Annotated in this window: 23 protein-coding genes; 9 read left to right on the top strand and 14 right to left on the bottom strand. The window is 62.4% G+C overall.

Going from position 1 to position 22077, the window contains the following annotated elements:
- Positions 1-120 precede the first annotated feature (120 nt).
- Genes hslU through hslV form a run of 3 tightly spaced genes read right to left on the bottom strand, consistent with a single transcriptional unit; the run spans position 121 to position 2644 of the window.
- On the bottom strand, positions 121-1422 hold the full coding sequence (hslU, locus tag AB8A33_RS26895) for an ATP-dependent protease ATPase subunit HslU (protein ID WP_439095568.1): 1302 nt from the start codon (positions 1420-1422) through the stop codon (positions 121-123).
- 41 nt (positions 1423-1463) lie between these two features.
- The gene (locus AB8A33_RS26890; RefSeq protein WP_439095567.1) at positions 1464-2075 is read right to left on the bottom strand and encodes a DUF2585 domain-containing protein; all 612 of its coding nucleotides are present in this window, start codon (positions 2073-2075) and stop codon (positions 1464-1466) included.
- A complete protein-coding gene (gene hslV, locus AB8A33_RS26885) occupies positions 2072-2644 on the bottom strand; it encodes an ATP-dependent protease subunit HslV (protein ID WP_115032094.1) in 573 nt (190 codons plus the stop codon). The genes AB8A33_RS26890 and hslV overlap by 4 nt, the downstream gene beginning before the upstream one ends.
- Before the next feature lie 201 nt (positions 2645-2845).
- On the opposite strand from hslV, the gene hisB reads away from it, so the two are divergent.
- Genes hisB through coaA form a run of 7 tightly spaced genes read left to right on the top strand, consistent with a single transcriptional unit; the run spans position 2846 to position 7503 of the window.
- Positions 2846-3439, top strand: coding sequence for an imidazoleglycerol-phosphate dehydratase HisB (gene hisB / locus AB8A33_RS26880; protein WP_068730239.1), 594 nt, complete (start codon positions 2846-2848; stop codon positions 3437-3439).
- Between the two features lie 31 nt (positions 3440-3470).
- On the top strand, positions 3471-4001 hold the full coding sequence (locus tag AB8A33_RS26875; protein ID WP_439095566.1) for a DUF2628 domain-containing protein: 531 nt from the start codon (positions 3471-3473) through the stop codon (positions 3999-4001).
- Positions 3998-4648, top strand: a complete 651-nt coding sequence (gene hisH / locus AB8A33_RS26870) for an imidazole glycerol phosphate synthase subunit HisH (protein ID WP_439095565.1) — start codon at positions 3998-4000, stop codon at positions 4646-4648. Before AB8A33_RS26875 ends, hisH begins: the two co-directional genes overlap by 4 nt.
- Positions 4645-5382, top strand: coding sequence for a 1-(5-phosphoribosyl)-5-[(5-phosphoribosylamino)methylideneamino]imidazole-4-carboxamide isomerase (hisA, locus tag AB8A33_RS26865; protein WP_439095564.1), 738 nt, complete (start codon positions 4645-4647; stop codon positions 5380-5382). Before hisH ends, hisA begins: the two co-directional genes overlap by 4 nt.
- An 8-nt stretch (positions 5383-5390) precedes the next feature.
- Positions 5391-6152, top strand: a complete 762-nt coding sequence (gene hisF / locus AB8A33_RS26860; protein WP_068730242.1) for an imidazole glycerol phosphate synthase subunit HisF — start codon at positions 5391-5393, stop codon at positions 6150-6152.
- 48 nt (positions 6153-6200) lie between these two features.
- Positions 6201-6521, top strand: a complete 321-nt coding sequence (locus AB8A33_RS26855; RefSeq protein ID WP_439095563.1) for a phosphoribosyl-ATP diphosphatase — start codon at positions 6201-6203, stop codon at positions 6519-6521.
- 28 nt (positions 6522-6549) lie between these two features.
- On the top strand, positions 6550-7503 hold the full coding sequence (gene coaA, locus AB8A33_RS26850) for a type I pantothenate kinase (RefSeq protein WP_439095562.1): 954 nt from the start codon (positions 6550-6552) through the stop codon (positions 7501-7503).
- Between the two features lie 4 nt (positions 7504-7507).
- On the opposite strand, the gene AB8A33_RS26845 is transcribed toward coaA, so the two are convergent.
- The 4 genes from AB8A33_RS26845 to AB8A33_RS26830 form a co-directional block, all read right to left on the bottom strand.
- Complete coding sequence (locus AB8A33_RS26845) at positions 7508-8458, bottom strand: GNAT family N-acetyltransferase (protein WP_439096072.1); 951 nt, start codon at positions 8456-8458, stop codon at positions 7508-7510.
- 138 nt (positions 8459-8596) lie between these two features.
- Positions 8597-10843, bottom strand: coding sequence for an ATP-binding protein (locus AB8A33_RS26840; RefSeq protein WP_439095561.1), 2247 nt, complete (start codon positions 10841-10843; stop codon positions 8597-8599).
- A gap of 175 nt (positions 10844-11018) precedes the next feature.
- The gene (locus AB8A33_RS26835; protein WP_439095560.1) at positions 11019-11489 is read right to left on the bottom strand and encodes a hypothetical protein; all 471 of its coding nucleotides are present in this window, start codon (positions 11487-11489) and stop codon (positions 11019-11021) included.
- Positions 11490-11596: 107 nt separating this feature from the next.
- Positions 11597-13135, bottom strand: coding sequence for a YifB family Mg chelatase-like AAA ATPase (locus AB8A33_RS26830; RefSeq protein WP_439095559.1), 1539 nt, complete (start codon positions 13133-13135; stop codon positions 11597-11599).
- 181 nt (positions 13136-13316) lie between these two features.
- Between AB8A33_RS26830 and AB8A33_RS26825 the strand changes: the two genes are divergently transcribed.
- Positions 13317-14351, top strand: a complete 1035-nt coding sequence (locus tag AB8A33_RS26825; protein ID WP_439095558.1) for a diguanylate cyclase domain-containing protein — start codon at positions 13317-13319, stop codon at positions 14349-14351.
- Between the two features lie 84 nt (positions 14352-14435).
- Here the strand turns inward: AB8A33_RS26825 and AB8A33_RS26820 are convergent, their stop codons facing one another.
- The 4 genes from AB8A33_RS26820 to rsmI form a co-directional block, all read right to left on the bottom strand.
- Positions 14436-15416 carry an MBL fold metallo-hydrolase gene (locus AB8A33_RS26820; protein WP_439095557.1) on the bottom strand — a complete coding sequence of 327 codons (981 nt, stop codon included), beginning with the start codon at positions 15414-15416 and terminating at the stop codon, positions 14436-14438.
- A 193-nt stretch (positions 15417-15609) separates the two neighbouring features.
- Positions 15610-16551 (bottom strand): glutathione synthase, encoded by a 942-nt coding sequence (gene gshB / locus AB8A33_RS26815; protein WP_439095556.1) that lies wholly within the window; start codon positions 16549-16551, stop codon positions 15610-15612.
- A gap of 38 nt (positions 16552-16589) precedes the next feature.
- On the bottom strand, positions 16590-17003 hold the full coding sequence (locus tag AB8A33_RS26810) for a YraN family protein (RefSeq protein ID WP_439095555.1): 414 nt from the start codon (positions 17001-17003) through the stop codon (positions 16590-16592).
- The gene (rsmI, locus tag AB8A33_RS26805) at positions 16990-17946 is read right to left on the bottom strand and encodes a 16S rRNA (cytidine(1402)-2'-O)-methyltransferase (RefSeq protein ID WP_439095554.1); all 957 of its coding nucleotides are present in this window, start codon (positions 17944-17946) and stop codon (positions 16990-16992) included. Before rsmI ends, AB8A33_RS26810 begins: the two co-directional genes overlap by 14 nt.
- Positions 17947-18171: 225 nt before the next feature.
- Here rsmI and AB8A33_RS26800 point away from each other — a divergent pair, with 225 nt between their 5' ends.
- Complete coding sequence (locus AB8A33_RS26800) at positions 18172-19398, top strand: penicillin-binding protein activator (RefSeq protein WP_439095553.1); 1227 nt, start codon at positions 18172-18174, stop codon at positions 19396-19398.
- Between the two features lie 3 nt (positions 19399-19401).
- Here AB8A33_RS26800 and hemW read toward each other — a convergent pair whose 3' ends face one another.
- The 3 genes from hemW to rph are packed head-to-tail and all read right to left on the bottom strand — an operon-like array spanning position 19402 to position 21946.
- Positions 19402-20565: a radical SAM family heme chaperone HemW gene (gene hemW, locus AB8A33_RS26795; protein ID WP_439095552.1), complete on the bottom strand. Its 1164-nt coding sequence runs from the start codon at positions 20563-20565 to the stop codon at positions 19402-19404.
- Complete coding sequence (gene rdgB, locus AB8A33_RS26790) at positions 20552-21187, bottom strand: RdgB/HAM1 family non-canonical purine NTP pyrophosphatase (RefSeq protein WP_439095551.1); 636 nt, start codon at positions 21185-21187, stop codon at positions 20552-20554. Before rdgB ends, hemW begins: the two co-directional genes overlap by 14 nt.
- 36 nt (positions 21188-21223) lie before the next feature.
- On the bottom strand, positions 21224-21946 hold the full coding sequence (gene rph, locus AB8A33_RS26785; RefSeq protein WP_439095550.1) for a ribonuclease PH: 723 nt from the start codon (positions 21944-21946) through the stop codon (positions 21224-21226).
- Positions 21947-22077: the final 131 nt, after the last annotated feature.

Genomic DNA, 22077 nt, shown 5'->3' with positions numbered 1-22077 from the left:
GAGCGCAGACCCGGAAACTCGCAGCGATAGGGCCGCCCGAGGTTCCGGGTTCGCGTGCAGCTGACGCTGCCCGCGCCCTCAGCCACTCCAGTCGGAGTGGCGGGGAATGACGAATTGTCCCTACAAAATAAAACGGCTCAGATCCGAATTCTTCGCCAGATCCCCCACATGCTTCTGCACATAGGCGGCATCGACGCGGATCGTCTCGCCGTTGCGGTCCGGCGCCGCGAACGAGATCTCGTCGAGCACGCGCTCCATCACCGTCTGCAGACGGCGCGCGCCGATATTCTCGACGGTTGAATTTACGGCAACAGCTACATCCGCCAGCGCATCGATCGCATCGTCGGCGAATTCCAGCGTCACGCCTTCGGTCTGCAGTAGCGCCACATACTGCTTGATCAGCGACGCTTCCGGCTCGGTGAGAATGCGGCGCATGTCATCACGCGTGAGCGCATTGAGCTCGACGCGGATCGGCAGGCGGCCTTGCAGTTCCGGCAATAGGTCGCTCGGCTTGGCGATATGAAATGCGCCGGAGGCGATGAACAGGATGTGGTCGGTCTTCACTGCACCGTGCTTGGTGGACACTGTCGTGCCTTCGATCAGCGGCAGCAGATCCCGCTGCACACCTTCGCGCGAGACCTCGCCGCCGCTGCGGCCGTCGCGCACGCAGATCTTGTCGATTTCGTCGAGGAAGACGATGCCGTTGTTCTCGACGACAGAGATCGCCTCCTGCACCAGCGCATCGCTGTCGAGCAGCTTGTCGGCTTCCTCATTCACCAGTGGCTCATGCGCATCCTCGACACGCAGGCGGCGCGTCTTGGTACCCTTGCCCATCTTGCCGAAGATATCGCCGATATTGATCGCGCCCATCTGTGCGCCGGGCATCCCCGGGATTTCGAACATCGACGGGCCGCCGGATGACTGCACCTCGATCTCGATTTCCTTGTCGTTGAGCTCGCCGGTGCGGAGCTTCTTGCGGAATGAATCTTTCGTGGCCGCGCTTGCGGTGGCGCCAACCAGTGCATCGACCACGCGATCCTCAGCGGCGAGCTGAGCGCGCGCCTGGACATCCTTGCGCTTGCGCTCGCGGGTTAGTGAGATCGCGACTTCGACGAGATCCCTGATGATCTGCTCGACGTCACGGCCGACATAACCAACCTCGGTGAACTTGGTGGCCTCGACCTTGATGAACGGCGCGCCGGCGAGCTTCGCCAGCCGCCGTGCGATCTCGGTCTTGCCGACGCCGGTGGGGCCGATCATCAAAATATTCTTCGGCAGCACTTCCTCGCGGAGCGATCCCGTTAGCTGCAGGCGCCGCCAACGATTGCGGAGTGCGATGGACACTGCGCGTTTGGCATCATGCTGGCCGACGATGAAGCGGTCGAGTTCGCTAACGATTTCGCGGGGGGAAAAGTCGGTCATGTCGCTCTACGTAGGGTGAGAAGGGCGTTGGGACAAGCGGATCAGATGATGGGTGGCCCGGCCTGCCAGGTCCGGATCGCTTCGAATGGATGAATCAGCATGATCACGTTCAAAGTGAGATTGTCGCGAATATGCAAGCCGACCAGAATTTCAAACAGCAAAGCGATCGCGACGGTGGCGGCGACCGGCAGCTTCTTTGCGATAATAAAGCCGGCGATCATCGATAATGTATCTGCCAGCGAATTGACGATGCTGTCGCCGAAATAATCCAGCGACATCGTTCCGGCGCGATAGCGCTCGATGATCCAGCTCGAATTTTCCAGCAGCTCCCAACCGCCTTCCACGAGCATGGCGACGATCAGGCGCGCGATCCAGGACAGTCGCGGCAATAGCAGCCAGGTAGCGGCGTAAAAGAGGAAGCCATGGATGATGTGGGAGAAAGTGTACCAGTCGGTGAGGTGCTGTGAATTTTCCGAACTCAGCACCACGCCATGCCAGAGCTTCACATAGCCGCAGGCGCAGATCGGCAGCCGCCCCATTGCATAGAGAAGTGCCGCTTGCAGGGCGAGCAGACCGAGCGCAATGACTACGCCCTGCTTGACCGAGAGGTCGCTGACGGACGACGCGCGGGTGTTGTGACCCGCGACGGTCATGCGTCCAGCATTTCCAGGGTCACGTTGCGGTTGGTGTAGACGCAGATATCGGCGGCGATATCGAGCGACTTGCGCACGATGGTCTCGGCATCCTGGTCGGTATCGACCAAGGCCCTTGCCGCCGCCAGTGCGTAGTTGCCGCCGGAGCCGATCGCCATCACGCCGGCTTCCGGTTCCAGCACGTCGCCGGTGCCGGTGAGCACCAGCGAGACGTCCTTGTCGGCGACGATCATCATGGCTTCCAGCCGGCGCAGATACCGGTCGGTGCGCCAGTCCTTGGCGAGTTCGACGGCCGCCCGGGTCAATTGGCCGGGATACTGCTCCAGTTTCGCTTCGAGACGCTCGAATAAGGTGAAGGCGTCCGCCGTGGCGCCGGCAAAGCCGCCGATCACGTCGCCGCGGCCCAGTTTCCGGACCTTCTTGGCATTGGATTTGATGACCGTCTGGCCAATCGAGACCTGGCCATCGCCGCCGATGACGACTTTACCGCCCTTGCGGACGGTCAGGATGGTGGTGCCGTGCCAGACCGGAGACGATCCGTCATGGGAGGCCGAATAGGATGCGTTCATGGAAACCCTCTTGAGCGCCTGATCTAGGCACGGATACCGGCCGTTGCAAATCCGGCGAGGAAGCATAGGCCAGCGGCCGATGCGCGCGGATTCCGGTCACCATAGGCGCAAAGATCGGTCCGGAATCGGCTCTCCCGCGGTAGCGAAGGTGTCATCTCCCTGTTAAAAGGGCGCGTTTTCAGCAGGCGGAGAGGCGTTTTCATGCGCACGGCGACAATCAAGCGCAAGACCAAGGAAACCGATATCGAGGTCTCCGTGAACCTCGACGGTACCGGCGTATCCAAATCGACCACCGGAATCGGCTTCTTCGACCATATGCTTGATCTGCTCGCCCGCCATTCCCGCATCGACGTCACCGTGAAGGCGGTCGGCGACCTTCATGTCGATTTCCATCATACGGTGGAGGATGTCGGCATCGCGCTTGGCCAGGCGGTCAAGCAGGCGCTCGGCGATATGGCCGGGATCACCCGCTATGCCTCGGTCTATATGCCGATGGACGAGACCCTGACCCGGGTGGCGCTGGATATTTCCGGCCGGCCGGTGCTGGTGTTCAAGTCTACCTTCCCGACCCACAAGATCGGCGAATTCGACACCGAACTGGTGCGCGAGTGGTTCAATGCCTTTGCCGGCAATGCGGGCGTGACTTTGCACGTCGAAACCCTATATGGCGAGAACAGCCATCACATTGCCGAATCCTGCTTCAAGGGTCTGGCGCGGGCACTGCGGACGGGTGTTGCGATCGATCCGCGCAATGCCGGCGAAGTGCCATCCACCAAGGGTCAGCTCGGCGGCTGATCGGCCTCTACGGTTTCGGGCGGAGTTTGCCATGCCGGTCTACACAGTTCATGCGCCTCGCGGTGCCGGCCCTGAGCCGTTTGCGGCAACGGACAAGTTCGAGTTCGTGCGCGATGGATTCCATTTCTGGGCCTTCGTCGCCGGCCTGATCTGGCTGATCTATCATCGGCTGTGGTGGGCGTTGCTCGGCTATGTCGTGCTGTCGGTCGCAGGCGAAGTCGCGCTGTCGATGTTGAAGGTCGATATCGGCGCGCGTTTCGTCGTGATGCTGCTGTTTGCGCTGCTGATGGGCTTCGAGGGCGCCAGCCTGCGCCGCTGGACCCTGTCGCGCGGCAAGTGGCGTCAGCTCGATGTGGTCGTCGCCAATAACAAGGATGCCGCCGAGCGTCGCTTCTTCGATCGCTGGACCGCCCAACACAACGCCGTCAACGACCAGTGGGCGAGCGATCGCGGCGGTCCGCCGCCGACCCGTCACGTTCCCAGCCAGCCTTTCTCACGTCCGCCGTCTCCGGCGCAAAACGACATCATCGGGTTATTCCCGCAACCGGGAGTGACACGGTGAGCGTTGCCATTATTGATTACGGCTCGGGCAACCTGCACTCCGCGGCGAAGGCGTTCGAGCGCGCCGCGCGCAGCATGGACGTGCCCGAGAAAGTCATCGTCACGCGCGATCCCGAAACGGTGTTTCGCGCCGATCGCATCGTATTGCCCGGCGTCGGCGCCTTTGCGGATTGCCGCAAGGGACTGGATTCACTGGACGGCATGGTCGAGGCGATGTCGGAAGCGGTGCGCGACAAGGCTCGACCTTTCTTCGGCATCTGCGTCGGCATGCAGCTGATGGCGACCAAGGGCAAGGAACACGTCACGACCGACGGGCTGGGCTGGATTGCTGGCGATGTCGAGAAGATCCAGCCGCGCGAAGAGAATCTGAAGATCCCCCATATGGGCTGGAACACGCTCGACATGGTGCGCGAGCACGCGGTGCTGGAGCGCCTGCCGCTCGGGCCGAAGGGCCGCCATGCTTACTTCGTGCACTCCTATCACCTGAACGCGGTCAACGAGGCCGATGTGTTGGCGCGCGCCGATTACGGCGGTCCCATCACCGCCATCGTCGGCAAGGACACCGCGATCGGTACGCAATTTCATCCCGAAAAGAGCCAGCGTTTCGGGCTGGCCCTGATTTCGAACTTTCTGAAGTGGAAGCCGTGATTCTCTTTCCCGCCATCGATCTGAAAAACGGCCAGTGCGTTCGCCTCGAACAGGGCGACATGGCGCGCGCCACTGTGTTCAACCTCGATCCCGCAGCACAGGCGCGCGACTTCGAAACCCAGGGCTTCGAATATCTGCATGTCGTCGATCTCGATGGCGCCTTTGCAGGCAAGCCGGTGAATGCGCAGGCCGTGGAATCGATGCTGAAGGTCATCAAGATGCCGGTGCAGCTCGGCGGCGGCATTCGCGATCTCAAGACGGTGGAAGCCTGGCTTTCCAAAGGTATCACCCGTGTCATTATCGGTACGGCTGCGGTGCGCGATCCCGCTTTGGTGAAGGAAGCGGCGAAGAAATTCCCTGGCAAGGTCGCCGTCGGCCTCGATGCACGCGATGGCAAGGTTGCCGTTGAAGGCTGGGCCGAGACCTCGACCGTCACCGCACTCGAAATCGCGCAGCGTTTTGAAGATGCCGGCGTCGCCGCCATCATCTTCACCGACATCGCGCGCGATGGTCTGCTCAAGGGCATCAATTGGGATGCGACGATTGCGCTGGCCGATTCGATTTCAATTCCGGTGATCGCCTCGGGCGGCCTCGCCTCCATCGATGATATCAAGGCCATGCTTGAGCCACGCGCTGCGAAGCTCGAAGGCGCGATCTCCGGCCGTGCGCTGTATGATGGGCGGATTGATCCGGCCGAGGCGCTGGCGCTGATCAAGCAGTCACGGGCGGCATAGGAGCTGGTATGTTCAAGGTGCGCGTGATCCCCTGCCTCGACGTCAAGGATGGACGTGTGGTGAAGGGCGTCAACTTCGTCGACCTGCGCGATGCCGGCGATCCCGTCGAGGCTGCGATCGCCTATGACGCCGCTGGCGCCGACGAGCTCACTTTCCTTGACATCAACGCGACCCACGAAAATCGCGGCACCATGATGGACGTGGTCCGGCGTACCGCCGAAGCCTGTTTCATGCCGCTGACGGTCGGCGGCGGCGTACGCACGGTGGACGACATCAAGACACTGCTGCGCGCCGGTGCCGACAAGGTCTCTATCAATTCGGCCGCGGTGGCCAATCGCCAGTTCGTCAAGGAAGCCGCCGAGAAATTCGGCGACCAGTGCATCGTGGTGGCGATCGACGCCAAGCGATCCGGCTCACGCTGGGAGATATTTACCCATGGCGGCCGCAAGTCGACCGGCATCGATGCCATCGAATTCGCCCAGGAAGTCGTGTCATTGGGGGCCGGTGAAATCCTGCTCACCTCGATGGATCGCGACGGCACCCGCTCCGGCTTCGATATCGAACTGACCCGGGCCATCGCCGACAGCGTCGGTGTACCGGTCATTGCCTCGGGCGGCGTCGGTAATCTCGATCATCTGGTCGAAGGTATCAGGAGCGGCCACGCCACCGCGGTGCTGGCGGCCTCGATTTTTCACTTCGGGGAATTTACCATTCGCGAGGCCAAGGAGCATATGGTCCGGGCCGGACTGCCGATGCGGCTCGACCCCTAGGTCAATCTCTGGCAGGAGTCCGCGCTGCCCAGCCAACAAGGCGCCGAAATGGCTTTTACGCTTCATGACCTTGCCGATACCATCGACGCCCGCGCCGCGGCGGGTGGCGACGCGTCCTATACCCGCAAGCTGCTCGACAAGGGTGCGGAGCATTGCGCCAAGAAATTCGGTGAGGAAGCGGTCGAGACCGTGATCGCGGCGGTCGAGAACGATCGCACCAATCTGATCAACGAAAGTGCTGACCTGCTGTTTCATCTGCTGGTGCTGTTGAAGGCGCGCGGCGTGACAATTCAGGAGGTCGAGACGGCGCTCGGTCAGCGCACGTCGCAATCCGGACTGCAAGAGAAAGCTTCGCGCAAGAGCGAGTAACAGCGTCGATCACAACGGGGACCGCTTCATGGATATGCGGGCAGACCAACAATACAATCCCTATCGGACTTTCTCGCGGGATCAGTGGGCCAAGCTGCGCGACGATACGCCGATGACGCTGGAGGCCGGCGAGATCGCCGCCCTGCGTTCTATGTATGATCGCCTCGATCTGCGCGAGGTCGAAGAGATTTATTTGCCGCTGTCCCGCCTGCTCTCGATCTATGTCACGGCGACGCAACGTCTATATTACGCGCAGCGCAAATTCCTCGGCATCGAGGATCGCAAAATGCCCTATATCATCGGCGTCGCCGGGTCGGTCGCTGTCGGCAAGTCGACCACCGCCCGCGTGCTGCAGGCACTGCTCGCAAGATGGTCGCCGCGGCCCAAGGTCGATCTCGTCACCACCGACGGCTTTCTCTATCCTAATGCGGTGCTCGAGCGCGAAGGCATCATGCAGAAGAAGGGCTTTCCCGAAAGCTACGATCTGCCGACGCTGCTACAGTTTCTCAGTGACATCAAAGCCGGCCGCAATGCCGTCCGCGCGCCTGTGTATTCGCATCTCACTTACGATGTGGTTCCAAACAAGTGGGTCGAAGTCGACCAACCGGATATCTTGATCGTCGAAGGCGTCAACGTGCTGCAGACCGGACGCCTGCCGCGCGACGGCAAGGCGGTGCCTGTGGTCTCCGACTTTTTCGACTTCTCCGTCTATATCGATGCTGACGAACCGGTGCTGCGCGACTGGTATGTGAGACGGTTTCTGGCACTGCGCGACACCGCATTCCATGATCCGCGATCGTATTTCAATCGCTACGCATTGCTGTCGGATGAAGAAGCCACGGCGACGGCGCTGGCGATCTGGGAGCGCACCAACCTCGCCAATCTCGAAGACAACATCCTGCCGACGCGGCCACGTGCCACGCTGATTCTGAAAAAAGGCGCGGATCACGTGGTAGAGAACGTCGCGCTGCGTCGCCTCTAAGTGATTACGCCGCGTGGCGTGACGCGTCCGTGCTGAAATGCTCGATATAGCGTGCGCCGATCGACGTCACCGGCATCACGATCAACACGTCGGTCGTGCCGAACTGATGATCGATCACGGCGCCATCACCGATCATGGCGCCGATCCGCAGATATCCCTTGATCAGCGGTGGCAGCGCACGGAGCGCCGCCTTGGTGTCGATGGCATCCGCGGCCATCCGGTTCATCTCGACATAGCGCGACGGATGCGCGCGGGCGCGCCAGGCTTCGGGCGCGCGCGCATTGTGGTGCAGAAACGATAGCGGCAATGCCAGGCGATCCGGATCGGTGCCTTCAAAACTGGCGCAACCGATCATGACGTCGAACTTGTTCTGTCGCACGTAGCTCCAGATGCCCTGCCACAGTAATTCGACGGTGCGCTTGTTGCGGTAGCGCGGCAGCACGCAGGAGCGACCGAGTTCGAGAAACCGCAGACCCTCATGGCGCTCGATCATCCCCGACAGATCGAATTCGCTGTCGGTATAGAAGCCGCCATTCTGCATGGCCGCCTCATGGCGTAGTAGGCGATAGGTGCCGACCACCGGCTGTTTGCCGGACAGTGTGGGTTTGGCATCGTGATCGACGACGAGAAGGTGATCGCAGATCTTGTCGAATGCATCCTTGTCGCGGCGTGCCAGCATGGTAGCGGCGTCGGCGATCGCGGTGCCGTTCTTGTAGAATACTTTGTAGCGCAGACGCTGCGCGCGCTTCACGTCGCGTTTGTCCTGCGCGAGGCGAACTTCGAGCGGACCCATCCGGCCGAGCGAATTCGAGGCGACGGGAATACCGTTAGCGGGATCGAGATGTAGTGGCGGCTTGAACCAGGTGATCGCCGTCTGCGCGGCGGCGCTCATGTTCTGGGGCCGCAACATCTGCATGAAACCCTGCTTCGGTCGCACCAGTTCGTTGCCGTGCATGGCCATCCCCAACTCAATCGACTTGTGCCGCAGGCATTACGCGAATCATCGATGCGGCTTATCCGCACCAGACATCACGGGCGCTCAACAGCCGTGTGACGGGCGTGTTGCGGGGGTGTGACAGCGAAGGTGGAGCTGCTAGGCGCCGACGTGCCGCGTCTTGGCGAGTCCCCTGAGGGCTTCGGCGAGTTTATCGCGGTCCAGCGGCTTCATCAGGAAGCCGTCCATGCCGGCCTCGAAACAGGCGTATCGGTCTTCGACCAGTGCATTCGCTGTGAGGGCCAGGATCGGGGTACGCCTGACGCGTTGACCGGCCTCGCGCGCGCGAATGCGTTTGGTGGTCTCGATGCCGTCGAGCTTCGGCATCTGGATGTCCATCAGGACGAGGTCATAGGGCGTGTCGGCCGCGTCGGAGGCGAGCCAGGATTCCAGTGCCTCTTCGCCATTGGTGGTCACGACGGGCTTGTGGCCAAGCCGCATCAGCAGCGAGCGCATCAGTAGCGCGTTGATCTCATTGTCTTCGGCGACCAGGATCGAGAGGCTGGGTGCCATCGCCTCCGTTGGTTCCGATGTGGCCGAATCGCGATCCAACGGATCATCGGCGGCGATCGTCGGTGAGTCCGTCTGCAATGTCAGGCGCGCGGCGAGTGAGGTCGCACGCAGCGGCTTCACCAGATAGCCGGTGAACGCACTCGGCGTTGTGGGCTGCAGCTCATGACGCATCGCCGGCGTGAATAGCACGATCCGTCGCAGCGCGTGCGGAATCGCAGCGTTCGCAAGCTGCTCGGCAGTGTCAGCACCAAGAGCGCGATCGATCATGACGGCGTGCCATGAACGTTCGGGCAGCAGCGCTTGCGCAACGGTTAGGTCGGAGACAGTGCAGGTCTGCGCGCCCCATCGCCCGAGTCGCAGGGCTGTGAGCGAAGCTTCGATGGTTTGTGGTGCCACCAGCATCACCGAAACGCCCGTGAGATCCGGCGGCACGAAGGTCGCGGTGCCGCTGTCGGATGCGGCGAGCGGGATCGACACTTCGAAGGTCGAGCCGGCACCGAGCTCGCTCTGCAGCGTGATGCGGCCGTTCATGCGCTTGACGATACGCTCGCTGATGCTGAGGCCAAGACCCGTTCCGCCATATTGGCGCGCAGTGCCCTCGTCTGCCTGTTCGAATTCGCGGAAGATGCGCTGTTGCGCATCCGGCGCGATGCCGATGCCGGTGTCGCGAACCAGGAAAGAGATTTCGTTCGGCCAGATGCCGGGCTCGACGATCAGCGCCACGCCGCCGGTCGCCGTGAACTTGATGGCATTGCCCGCGAGATTGAGCAGCACCTGGCGCAGGCGCGCTGCATCGCCCATCACTTGCAGCGGCAGCCGCTCGTCGACATAGGCCGCGATTTCGAGATTGCGGGCCTGCGCGCGCGGCGCCAGCAATTCGGTAATGTCCTCTATCAATCCCGCCAGCGCAAAGGGGCGGTGTTCGAGATCGATCTTGCCGGCCTCGATCTTGGAGTAATCCAAGAGCTCCTCGATCAGCGACAGCAGCGCATCGCCGGAGGTCTTCACGGCTTTGGCGTAAGTGGTCTGTTCGGGTGTCAGCGGCGTATCGAGCAGCAAGCCGCTCATGCCGAGAATGCCGTTCAGCGGCGTGCGGATTTCATGGGACGCCATGGCGAGGAAACGCGACTTGGCGCGGTTGGCGGCATTGGCGTGGTCGCGCGCTTCGCTGAGGGCGCGCTCGGTCTGGGTGCGGTCGGTGACATCGCGGCCAACGCATTGCAATTCGGCGGGCTGGCCTGCGTCGATCCGCACCAGACCTTCACGCCAAGCGATCCAGCGCGGGCCGGTCGCCGTGGCGATCTTCTGATCGTGCATGCTGGTGCCGTTCGGCTCGTTGGCGATATCGCCCTGCTCCAGCAGCGTGAGTTCGAAGTGGCTGCCGATCAATGCTTCGCGAGATTGTTCCGCCAGCGCACAATAGGCATCGTTGACGAAAGTGATGCAGCCTTCGCTGTTGCGGATCACGATCAGGTCGCCTTGCGCTTCGAACAGGCTGCGCGCGCGTTCCTCGGCTTCCTTCAATTCCCAGTTCCGATCGACCAGGGCGTCGTTATGCGCAGCCAGTTTGCGCATCCGCTTGCTCATGAAGCGCATGCGGATGCTCATGGTGGCCAGCGCCACGCAGGCCAGCGCGAACAGGAAGCTGGCACCGATCGCAAAGGTATGCGGATCGTAACCGGAGTCTTTGGAGGTCGAACCGGAGATGAAGCCATAGGCGCCACCGAAGGCAGCCGAGAACATCACGAAGGAGCGGATGCCAAAAGCGAGCCACGGAAAACGGCGCGCGAAGCGGCGGAAGTAGACCTTGATCCGGAAAACACCTTTCGCCACAGATCAGTACTCCGGCTTGGTCACATCCTGGCTCGCGCTTGCACACGAATACAGGCCCCGATCAGACGATCGCAGATGTCGGAAACAATGCGGGTATGTTGTTGCCAAGTGCTTGCGCGATGGCAGTTTTGAATTTGCCCGCGCAGACATGGTTGATGAAGCGTTAATGCGTGGCTTAGAGGCTGGCCGCTGCCATTCGCGCCGGGCTGCGGCCATGGGCGCTGACAATCAGCGCGGCGGCATCGTGCGCCGTGAAGCTGCGTGACTTCACAAAGATCCGGTAGTCGGCGTCACCCTGCTCCGACAAATAGATGACGGGTTCCGATGTTGCCGACGTATCGGCAATACCGATGAAGCGCGTCGCAGCGGTGACCGGACAAACATCCGGTTCCGCTGCATCGACATCATCAACTACGACGAAGTCGGCAATCTCAGCGCTATCGACGATCTGCACACGCACGGTTGCCTGCAAGGGATCGCTGGTGAAGCTGACATGCGATCGCGCCTGCCAGGGCATGGTGGCGATCTGGATGGTGGTCTCACCGGTGGAGATGCAGGGATGCGTACTGGCTACGAGATCGCCACGGGCGAGAAATGCCGCGAGTACCAAAGGAATTGTCGAGGCTAAAATCTTGAAACGCAGCATGACACGGTACTCGCCCTGGCCCCGTAACGCGGGGTTATGGTGAGCAGAGCGTAAACAAAACTCGTTACTATCGCGTTGATGTCCACACCAGGGGCGATGAGGTGACGTCAAGCAGCTCGGCGAACGTCCTCCGCCAGCGCGCGGTAAGACAACGCCTCGGCCAGATGCAGCCGCCCGATTTTCTCGGCGCCGTCGAGATCCGCCAGCGTCCGCGCCACGCGCAGCACGCGGTGATAGCCGCGCGCGGTCAGTCGCATGGCTTCGGCGGCGTCGCGCAACAATGTCAGTCCCTGGGCATCCGGCTGCGCAACCGTTTCCAGCACAGAGGCGGGCGCGGAGGCATTGGTATGTGTGCCCGACAATCCCGCCGCGGCATAACGCATGGTCTGTAGATCGCGCGCGGCGGCGACACGCGCGGCGACCTCGGCAGAACCCTCGGAAGGTGGCGGCAGAATGAGATCCGCTGCGGTCACCGCCGGCACTTCGATGCGCAGATCGATGCGGTCCATCAAGGGGCCCGAGATGCGCGCCTGATAGTCCGAGGTGCAGCGATCGATCCGGCCGCGCTTGCAGGAGAAGCCCGGCTCGAAAGCGTGACCGCAGCGGCATGGATTCATCGCGGCGACGAGCATGAAGCGCGCGGGATAGGTGACGCGGTGATTGGCGCGCGAGACCGCGACCTCGCCATTCTCGAGCGGTGCGCGCAGCGAATCCAGCACGCGCGGATCGAATTCCGGCAATTCATCGAGAAACAGCACGCCTTGATGCGCAAGCGAAATCTCGCCCGGCCGCGCGCGCAACCCGCCGCCTGTGAGTGCGGCCATGCTGGCGGAATGATGCGGTGCGCGGAACGGCCGGCGTGAGGTGAGTGCGCCGTCCCTGATCTCGCCGGCCACCGACGCAATCATGGAGACTTCGAGCAGCTCCGCCGGGGACAGCGGCGGCAGGATCGATGGCAGCCGCGCCGCCAGCATGGATTTTCCCGATCCGGGACTGCCGGCCATCAGCAGGTGATGGCCGCCCGCGGCAGCGATTTCCAGCGCGCGTTTGGCGCTTTCCTGTCCCTTGATGTCGCGCAGATCGAGCAGCATTTCTTCGCGCGCATGTATCTTCGGCTGCGGCCGTGACAAAACCTGCGTACCTTTGAAGTGATTGGCGATCTGGATCAGCGACGTCGCGGCGACGATCTGGATGTCGGGACTGGCCCAGGCGGCTTCCGCGCCGCAGGCTGCCGGACAGATCAATCCCTCGTCGCGCGCATTCGCGCCAATCGCAGCCGGCAACACGCCGGCCACGGGAGCGAGCGAGCCATCGAGACCGAGCTCGCCGAGTACGGTAAAGCCCGCCAATGCGTCCGGTGGAATCGCGCCGATCGCCGCCATCAACCCGAGCGCGATCGGCAGATCGTAATGGCTGCCTTCCTTCGGCAAATCGGCCGGCGCGAGATTGACGATGATGCGCCGCGCCGGCAGCGCCAGACCCGAGGCGACCAGCGCCGCACGGACCCGCTCGCGCGCTTCGGACACCGCCTTGTCGGGCAGGCCAACGATCAGGAAATTCGGCAGGCCGGGCACGACCTGAACCTGCACGTCGACCGCGCGGGCCTCGATTCCCTCAAAGGCTACGGTGGAAACGCGCTGAACCATGCCGCCCTCATTCGTGAGCGATGGTAACCTAAGGTTGCCGAAACATCAAGAACAATTGGTGAACGAAATCTAGTGGTAAAGTATGCTGATTTTGGCTGAAGTCGGCCATTGGCGTAGAAAATCTTAAACACGTCATGCAAAGCATCCTATGAGCTTCGAGACGAAGACCGGGTGCCCGCAGATGTCAGATCGCTTGTCGATGCCGCCAGACGCTCCGGATGACGCCGACCTGATCGCTGCGCTGAAGGCGCAGATCGAAGCCCAGCAAGCCATCATCGACGAACAAGCTGCTTCGCTGGCCCATAGCCGGAAGATCTTCGATCGCTCCTCGGCTGCAGCGCGAATCGGCGTCTGGGAATGCGACCTCTCCGATGAATCGCTGGTCTGGACCGATGTCGTCTATGACATCTTCGATCTGCCGCGCGGCTCGACGCCGATTCGCGAGGAGGCGCTCGCCTGTTATCCCGAAGAATCCGTCAGGGAACTGACAAAGCGGCGCAGCAAGGCAATCGAAGATCGAACCGGCTTTAGCCTCGATGCGGAGATTATCACTTTCAAGGGCAACCGGCGCTGGATCAGGATCACGGCCACGGTCGAGTCGGTCGATGGCGTCGCCGTGCGCATCTTCGGGATGAAGCAGGACATTACCGAAGAAAAAATCCTGGCGGATCGCAATCGCTATCTCGCCGAGTTCGATACGCTGACCGGGCTCGCCAATCGCAGCCAGTTTCAAACCAAGCTGTCGCTGTTCGATGCGGCGTCGGCCATCAAGGTGAAGCCGTTCGGCGCGCTGCTGCTGATCGATCTCGATGAATTCAAGCCCGTCAATGACTGTTTCGGCCATGCGGCCGGCGATGCCTGCCTGACCGTCGTCGCAAATCGAATCCGTAACATCTGCGCGGGTGCCGAACTGGTCGCACGCCTTGGCGGTGATGAATTTGCAGTTCTGCTGGGGCCTCACGCACAATTCGAGGAAGCCTCCGAGACAGCGCGTGCGATTGTCACACAGTTGGGCTTACCGATCGATCATCGCGGACAACAGTTGCGCGTCGGCGCATCGGTCGGCATCGCGCTGGCGGACAACTGCACATCGTCGCAACTGGCGGCCATGGCCGACTCAGCGCTCTATGCGGCGAAGGATGCCGGACGAGGGACGTTCCGGATCTATAAACGCGGCGCCGAGCTGCGCTCGCGAGACACCTCGTCGGCGGCATGACGATGTGTTCGCTGCGGAGTTCCTGCGGCGATCGCTGTCTCAGGATCGCCGCAAGAAAGTCGCAGGAAAGTTGCAGGATTTCCGCTAGAGATTCATCACCATCGGCTCGGCGATATAGCGGAAGCCATCGCCGGATTTGACCACATGGCCATAACCCGGCCAGGCGAAGTGATAGGACATCACCGCGGTCTTGTTGGCCGCGAGCATGTCGAGCATCTTCACCCGCGTCACCGCCGCCATCTTCGGATCGGAATCATAGGCGAACTCCATCCGCGGCTTCTCCAGCAACAGCACCTGATGGTGGGTCAGGTCGCCGAGGAACGCGAAGGACTTTCCGTCCGACTGGATCATGAACATGTGGTGGCCGAACGTATGGCCCGGCGCATGGATCGCGGTAACGCCCGGCAGGAACTCCTGGCCGTCCTTGAAGAATACCAGGCGATCCTTCACTGGCAGCAGGTTCTTGCGGGCATGGACGATGAAGTCCTTGAGCGGCGAACCGAGCTTGCCTTCGTCGGTCCAGAACTTGAAGTCTTCCTCGCTGAGATAGACCTGCGCGTTCGGAAACAGCGGCTTGTCATTGGCATCGACGATGCCGCCGATATGATCGATATGCGCGTGTGAGCATACCACAGCGTCAATATCGCCGGGTTTGATACCCGCCTCGGCCATGCTCTTTTGCAGGCGGCCCGTGGTGTTGCCGAACAGCTGCGACGTGCCCATGCCGGTATCGAACAGGATCAGCCTGTCGCCCATGTTGACGATCGGCGCGTTCTGTTCGAGCACGACATTGCTGCTGCTGAGGAAATTATCCGTCAGCATCTTCTGCACATCTTCCTTGGGCACGCCGACGAATGTGCCGGAGGGATCGCCGAGCGGCAAAGGTCCGTCGGAGACAACGGTGACTTCCGCGCTGCCCAACATGAAACGGTGGAAGTAGGGCGCCTGTGTGCCGAGCTTTGGTGCCTTGGCCGATGCGCTGCCGATGAGGCCGGGAGCGAGGACATTAGCGCCCAGACCTGCGCAGAGCGCGAGCAGGGACCGTCGCGAAACGTCTGAAGTCATGCGTTCCTCCACTATTATGCTTTTGCTTGCCACCACACATGGCGGGCCGCCCGATTGGTCGGGCGTGCATCAGCATGCTGCCCTTGCCCTCGATGACTGGCAAGCAAAAGCAGCGGGTGAAGAATTGTGACGAATGGAATTTAAACGTCTGCGTTAAGCATTGACGCAACGCAGCGAATGACGTGGGTGGAGTTTACTTCCGCTTCGCTTCGATCACGTCCCATACGCGTGCTGCCACATCAGGGCCGCCAAGCTTGGCGATGGCACGAATGCCCGTGGGCGACGTCACGTTGATCTCGGTGAGATTGCCATCGATCACGTCGATGCCGACGAACAGTAGACCGAGTTCACGCAGCGCCGGTCCGACACGTTCGCAGATCTCGCGCTCGCGCGGCGAGAGTTCGGTGGCCTTGGCGGCGCCGCCGCGCACCATGTTGGAGCGCAAATCGTCTTCAGCCGGCACGCGGTTCACGGCACCCGCGAATTCGCCGTCGATCAGGATGATGCGCTTGTCACCATGTTTCACCTCGGGGAGGAAGCGCTGGATGACCCACTGCTCCTTGAAGGTCACGGAGAACAGATCGTAGAGCGAACCGAAATTCATGTCCTGCGGTAGCACGCGAAACACGGCTGCGCCGCCGTGGCCATGCAGCGGTTTCATCACCACGGCATCATGTTCGGCGCGGAACGCATTGATCTCGTCCTTGTCGCGCGAGATCAGCGTCGGTGGCATCAGATCCGAGAAGCCCATCACGAAGATCTTCTCCGGCGCGTTGCGCACGGAAGCCGGATCATTGACCACCAGCGTCTTCGGATGGATGCGCTCGAGCAGATGCGTCGAGGTGATGTAAGCGAGGTCGAATGGCGGGTCCTGGCGCAGCAACACGACGTCGAAGGATGCCATGTTGGTGCGGACGGGCTCGCCGAGCGTGAAATAATCGCCTTCGACATCGCGTACCGACAGCGGCTGCACTGGCGCCACCACATCATTGCCGCGCAGCGAGAGCTTGTCCGGGGTGTAATAGGACAGCTTGTGACCGCGCTTCTGGGCTTCCAGCAGCATTGCGAAGGTCGAATCGCCCTTGTGATTGATGCGCGCGATGGGGTCCATCTGGACGGCGACGTTCAAGGTCATGCTGCATGGTCCGGAATTGTGGTCGGGGAGGCGAAAGCTCAGGTTGAGGCGTCGAATGCCGCTAACAGATGGCGTGGCAAATGTCTCGGCGCAATCAGCACGACGTCAAAACGCAGGTCGAATTCCGCATGTTCGGGGTGCACCATCAGCCAGGCCTGGGCGGCATCCATGATCCGGGCCTGCTGACGCGGTGTCACCGCATAGGCGGCCTCGTCCAGGCTGGCGCGGGCCTTCACCTCGACAAAGGCGATCAGGCTGCGTTTCCTGGCGACAATGTCGATCTCGCCATGGGGTGTACGAAAGCGGCGGGCGAGGATGCGGTAACCCTTGGCCAGCAGCAAAGCAGCGGCACGGCTTTCGGCGGAGAGGCCGGTATTGAACGCAGCAACGCGTTCCGGGGCTGCCGGTCTAGGTGCGGGCTTCGGCGTGGAGACTTTGTCAGTCTTCGCCATCGCCGGAGTCCCTGTGAATCTCCTTCGCCAGTTCCAGCGCGCGGGCATAGACGGCGCGGCGCGGCCGGCCGGACAGTTCGACCGCATGCGCGACGGCATCCTTGACGCTGTCGAGCTGCAACGAGCTGCGCAGCAGGGCATCGAGATCGTCCTCGGTCATGGCCTGCGCATCCGCAGCCGGTGGCCCGATGACGAGTACGAATTCGCCGCGGGTCTCCAGCCCATCGGCCTCCTTGGCCAGATCGGCAATCGGTCCACGATTGATCTCTTCATGCATCTTCGTGAGTTCACGGCAGATCGCCGCATCGCGGTTGCCCATGATATCGGCGAGATCGGCCAGCGTGTCCTGCACGCGGTTGCCGGATTCGAACATTACCAGCGTGGCGTCGATGGCAGCCAACTCCGTCAGGCGGGACCGGCGCGCCATTTGCCGTGATGGCAGGAAGCCCTCGAAGAAGAAGCGATCGGTCGGCAGCGCCGAGACAGCCAGCGCGGCCAGCACCGAGGACGGCCCCGGCAGCGAGATCACGCTAAAGCCTGCGGCGGCGACCTCGCGCACCAGCTTGAAGCCGGGGTCGGAAATCAGTGGTGTGCCGGCATCCGACACCAGCGCGATGGATGCGCCCTGCGCCAGCTTTTCGAGGATCTTCGGCCGCGCCTGTTCGGCATTGTGCTCATGATATTGCTTGAGTGTGCCAGTGATCCCGTAGCGCTCGGTCAGGCGGCGGGTGATGCGGGTGTCTTCGCAGGCGATAATATCGACCCCCGCCAGGGTTTCCAGCGCGCGCAGGGTGATGTCGCCAAGGTTGCCGATCGGCGTGGCTACGAGATGCAGCCCCGGAACAGCTTTCGGTGCCATGAGCAGATGGCCGGAGACCGTGAAGGTCCGGGCCGATGGCGCCGCGGCGTCCGCAGGCGATGAGGAGAGGGGTGTTGCGCGCATGGCGACAATGTAGAGCGAATTGCGCCAAAGGGGGACAGCCGTTTTTTCGGCGTTTGGTCGTGGTTCATTCCCGTCGTGCTAATCCGGCCGCGGTGACGGGGTATGCCGGACATAAAGCTTTTGTTTTGGTTAACTTATCGCCGACAATATGTCTGAATCCGCGCCTCACACTATATGGTGGGTGACGAGGCGGGCCGATTTGATGCGGCCGAAAGAAGAGAAGTGATGGCGGATCCGTTCGACCCCAAATCCGGGACCAAGGGCGCGACGTCGGGCGCAACACGGCGGACGGCTGTCGGCCTGCTGCTGGGCGCGCCGCTGCTCGGGGCCTGCGCGGGTGTGCAATCGACGCTGACCAATGCGTTCGGCACCGGCCCTGCAGCGCCGTCGGGACCTCCCGCGGGGCCGGCGCAGCAGTCGCAAGCTATCGGCACCGGCGGCACGAAAGTCGGGCTGATCCTGCCGCTGTCGGCGTCGGGCAATGCCGGCGTCGCCGCGCAGTCGATGAAGAATGCCGCCGAAATGGCGCTCGCCGAATTCCAGAATCCCAGCATTCAATTGCTGATCAAGGATGACAACGGCAGCGCGCAGGGCGCGCAACAGGCGACCCAGCAGGCGCTCGATGAAGGCTCCGAAATTATTCTCGGGCCGCTGTTTGCGCTGTCAGTGCCGGCGACGGCGCAACTGACCCGGGCGCGCAACGTGCCGGTGATCGCGTTCTCGACCGATTCGAGCGTCGCGGGCCGCGGTGTTTATTTGCTCAGTTTTCTGCCTGAGTCCGACGTCAATCGCATTGTCGATTACGCTGCGGGCACGGGTAAACGATCCTTTGCGGCGATGCTGCCCGAAAACGCCTATGGCAATGTCGTCGAAGTGGCTTTCAAACAGGCCGTCGCGCGCAAGGGCGGCCGCATCGTCGCCTTTGAGCGCTACGGCGCGGATCGCTCCAGCGCGGCACGTAACATCGCGGCATCACTGACCGGCGCTGATGCACTCTTCATCGCAGACGATGGCGACGCGGTGGTTGCAACGGCCGACGCTTTGACCGCGGCGGGCGCCAATCTGCGCAATGTGCAATTACTCGGTACGGGCCTGTGGGACAATCCGCGCGTCTTCAACAGCGCGGCGTTGCAGGGTGGGCTCTATGCCGCGCCGGATCCCGCAGGGTTTCGTGCATTTGCTGGCCGTTATCGCGCGAAATATGGCGGCGATCCCGTGCGCACCGCGACGCTTGCCTACGATGCGGTGGCGCTCGTGGCTGCCTTGGCGCGCACCCAGGGCGGACAGCGCTTCGCGCCGGAGACGCTCACCAATCCGTCCGGCTTTGCCGGCATCGATGGCCTGTTCCGTTTCCGCAGCGATGGCGGCAATGATCGCGGTTTGGCTGTGATGAAGGTCGCTTCAGGCGGCGGTCAGGCCGTGGCGGGTTCGCCCAAGAGTTTCGGGGCGTAGCGATTAAGCCGCCAGATCTGCCACGACTGCATCGAGCACGGGAAATCCCTCCTGCGTCACGCGCAGACGGCCGTTCTCTTCGACGATGATCGCGCCTTCCTCGCGCAGAATCTCGATGCGTTTCTCATCCAGCGCACGGCCGGACAGCATCTGATAACGCGCGGGATCGATGCCCTCAGCGAGGCGCAGGCCCATCAGCAGATATTCGTCGGCGCGTTCTTCGCTGTTGAGCAATTCATCCGATGTCACGCCGTGGCCGTTGTCTTCCACACGCATCACCCAAGCTTCCGGACGCTTCTCGGTGGCGATGGCATGGCGGACACCGTCGATGTCGAGACGGCCATGGGCGCCGGGCCCGATGCCGGCATATTCCTGACCGCGCCAGTAGACGAGGTTGTGTTTGCATTCCGCACCCGGGCGGGCGTGGTTGGAAATCTCGTAGAATGGCAGGCCCTGCTGCGCGCAAACCTCCTGCGTCACGTCATAAAGCGTGCGCGCGAGGCCTTCGTCCGGCGTCTTGAGTTTACCGGCAGCATGCAGCCCAAAAAACGGCGTGCCTTCCTCGATGGTCAGCTGATACAGCGACAGATGTTCTGCGGCCTCGGAGATCGCGAGCTTGAGTTCATCGGTCCACATCTGCGGAGTCTGGTCGGGGCGCGCATAGATCAGATCGAATGAATAGCGATCGAATGCGCTGCGCGCGATGGCGACGGCATCGAGTGCTTCACGCGCGCTATGCAGACGTCCCAGTGATTTCAGCGACGCATCGTCAAGCGCCTGTACGCCGAGCGACACGCGGTTGACGCCGGCCTCGCGATAGCCGCGAAAGCGCGTCGCTTCGACGGAGGTCGGGTTGGCTTCGAGTGATACTTCGACGTCGGAGGCGACGTTCCAGTATTTGCCGATCGAGTCGAGAATAGCACCGACGGTTTGCGGCTGCATCAGCGACGGCGTACCGCCGCCGAGAAAGATCGACGTCACCGTCCGGCCCGGCGTGCGCGCTGCGGTGGTTTCGATCTCGCGGGCAAAGGCGCGCGCGAAACGCACTTCATCGACGGCGTGATGACGGACATGGCTGTTGAAGTCGCAATACGGGCACTTCGACAGGCAGAACGGCCAGTGCACATAGACGCCGAAAGCGTCTTGCTGTGCGTCAGCGGGATTCAAGGCAGATCTCCGCGAGTTTCACGAACGCCCTGGCGCGATGCGACAGGCCCTCGCCGAGTGGTGGCAGACCGTGTTTTTCGACCGCGGTCATCTCGCCGTAAGTGCGGCCATGGCCGTCGGGCAGAAATGTCGGATCATAGCCGAAGCCGGCAGTGCCGCGCGGCGGCCAGACCAGCGTGCCATGGGCATGGGCTTCGACTTCCTCGAGGTGACCGTCGGGCCATGCCACGCAGAGCGCCGAGACGAAATGCGCGGCGCGCTTGTCGGGCGTAGTCGCGCCGCGTTCCTGTAGCAGGCGTTCGATGCGTGTCATCGCGCCGTTGAAGTCCTTGGAGTCACCGGCCCAGCGTGCCGAATAGATGCCGGGCGCGCCATCGAGGGCATCGACGACCAGACCTGAATCGTCAGCGAAGGCTGGCAGTTGCGCGACATTGGCCGCGGCAATCGCCTTGATCGCCGCGTTGGCCTTGAAGGTGTCGCCGGTCTCGTCGGGCTCGGCGAGGCCGAGCTCGCCGGCCGATACTGCCTCGATGCCGTAGGGAGCCAGGAGATCGCGCATCTCGGCGAGCTTGCCGGGATTGTGGGTGGCAATGACGAGCTTCCCAGTGATTCGACGATGCATGGTGGTGAGTCTATGCCTGCTTGGGTGATTGCGAAATCAGGTGATCGCCATCCTCTGCAATTCGACCAGACGGCCGACGCCCGTCTGCGCCAGCGCCATCAGCTTCAGGAACTCGTCCTGCGTGAACGGCGTCTTTTCGGCGGTGCCTTGGACTTCGATGATGCGGCCGTCGCCGGTCATCACGAAATTGGCGTCAGTGTCGGCCTCGGAATCTTCGGCATAGTCGAGATCGAGCACCGGGGTGCCCTGATAGATACCGCAGGAAATCGCCGCGATATTGTCGCGCAGCACGTTGCCGCCGCCGTTCTTGAACATGTTGCGGTTCTTCATCCACGAGATGCAGTCAGCCAGCGCAACCCATGCGCCGGTGATCGACGCCGTGCGGGTGCCGCCATCGGCCTGGATGACGTCGCAGTCGATGGTGATCTGGCGTTCGCCGAGCGCTTCCAGATCGACGGCAGCGCGGAGCGAGCGGCCAATCAGGCGCTGGATCTCGACGGTGCGGCCGCCCTGCTTGCCGGATGCGGCTTCGCGGCGGGTGCGTTCCAATGTGGCGCGGGGCAGCATGCCGTATTCGGCCGTGACCCAGCCGCGGCCCTGGCCCTTGAGCCATGGCGGCAGGCGCTCTTCCAGCGTCGCGGTGACCAGCACATGGGTGTCGCCGAATTTCACCATGCAGGAGCCTTCGGCATATTTGACGACGCCGCGTTCCAGCGACACGGCGCGCAGTTCATCGGGCGCACGACGGCTTGGCCGCATGAGAAAATCCTTCCAAATGTCCAGAGAGAGCCTGTTCGCGGTGCTTTTAGGGGCCGCGGACCGCAGCGGCAAGGGCAGGGCAGGTTCCACGCACGCAATGGTGCTTGTATCCGGCGCGCCGGAGCGACAAA

Source organism: Tardiphaga sp. 813_E8_N1_3 (assembly GCF_051811025.1).
GTDB lineage: Bacteria > Pseudomonadota > Alphaproteobacteria > Rhizobiales > Xanthobacteraceae > Tardiphaga.
This window is presented reverse-complemented; position numbering and strand designations above follow the sequence as displayed.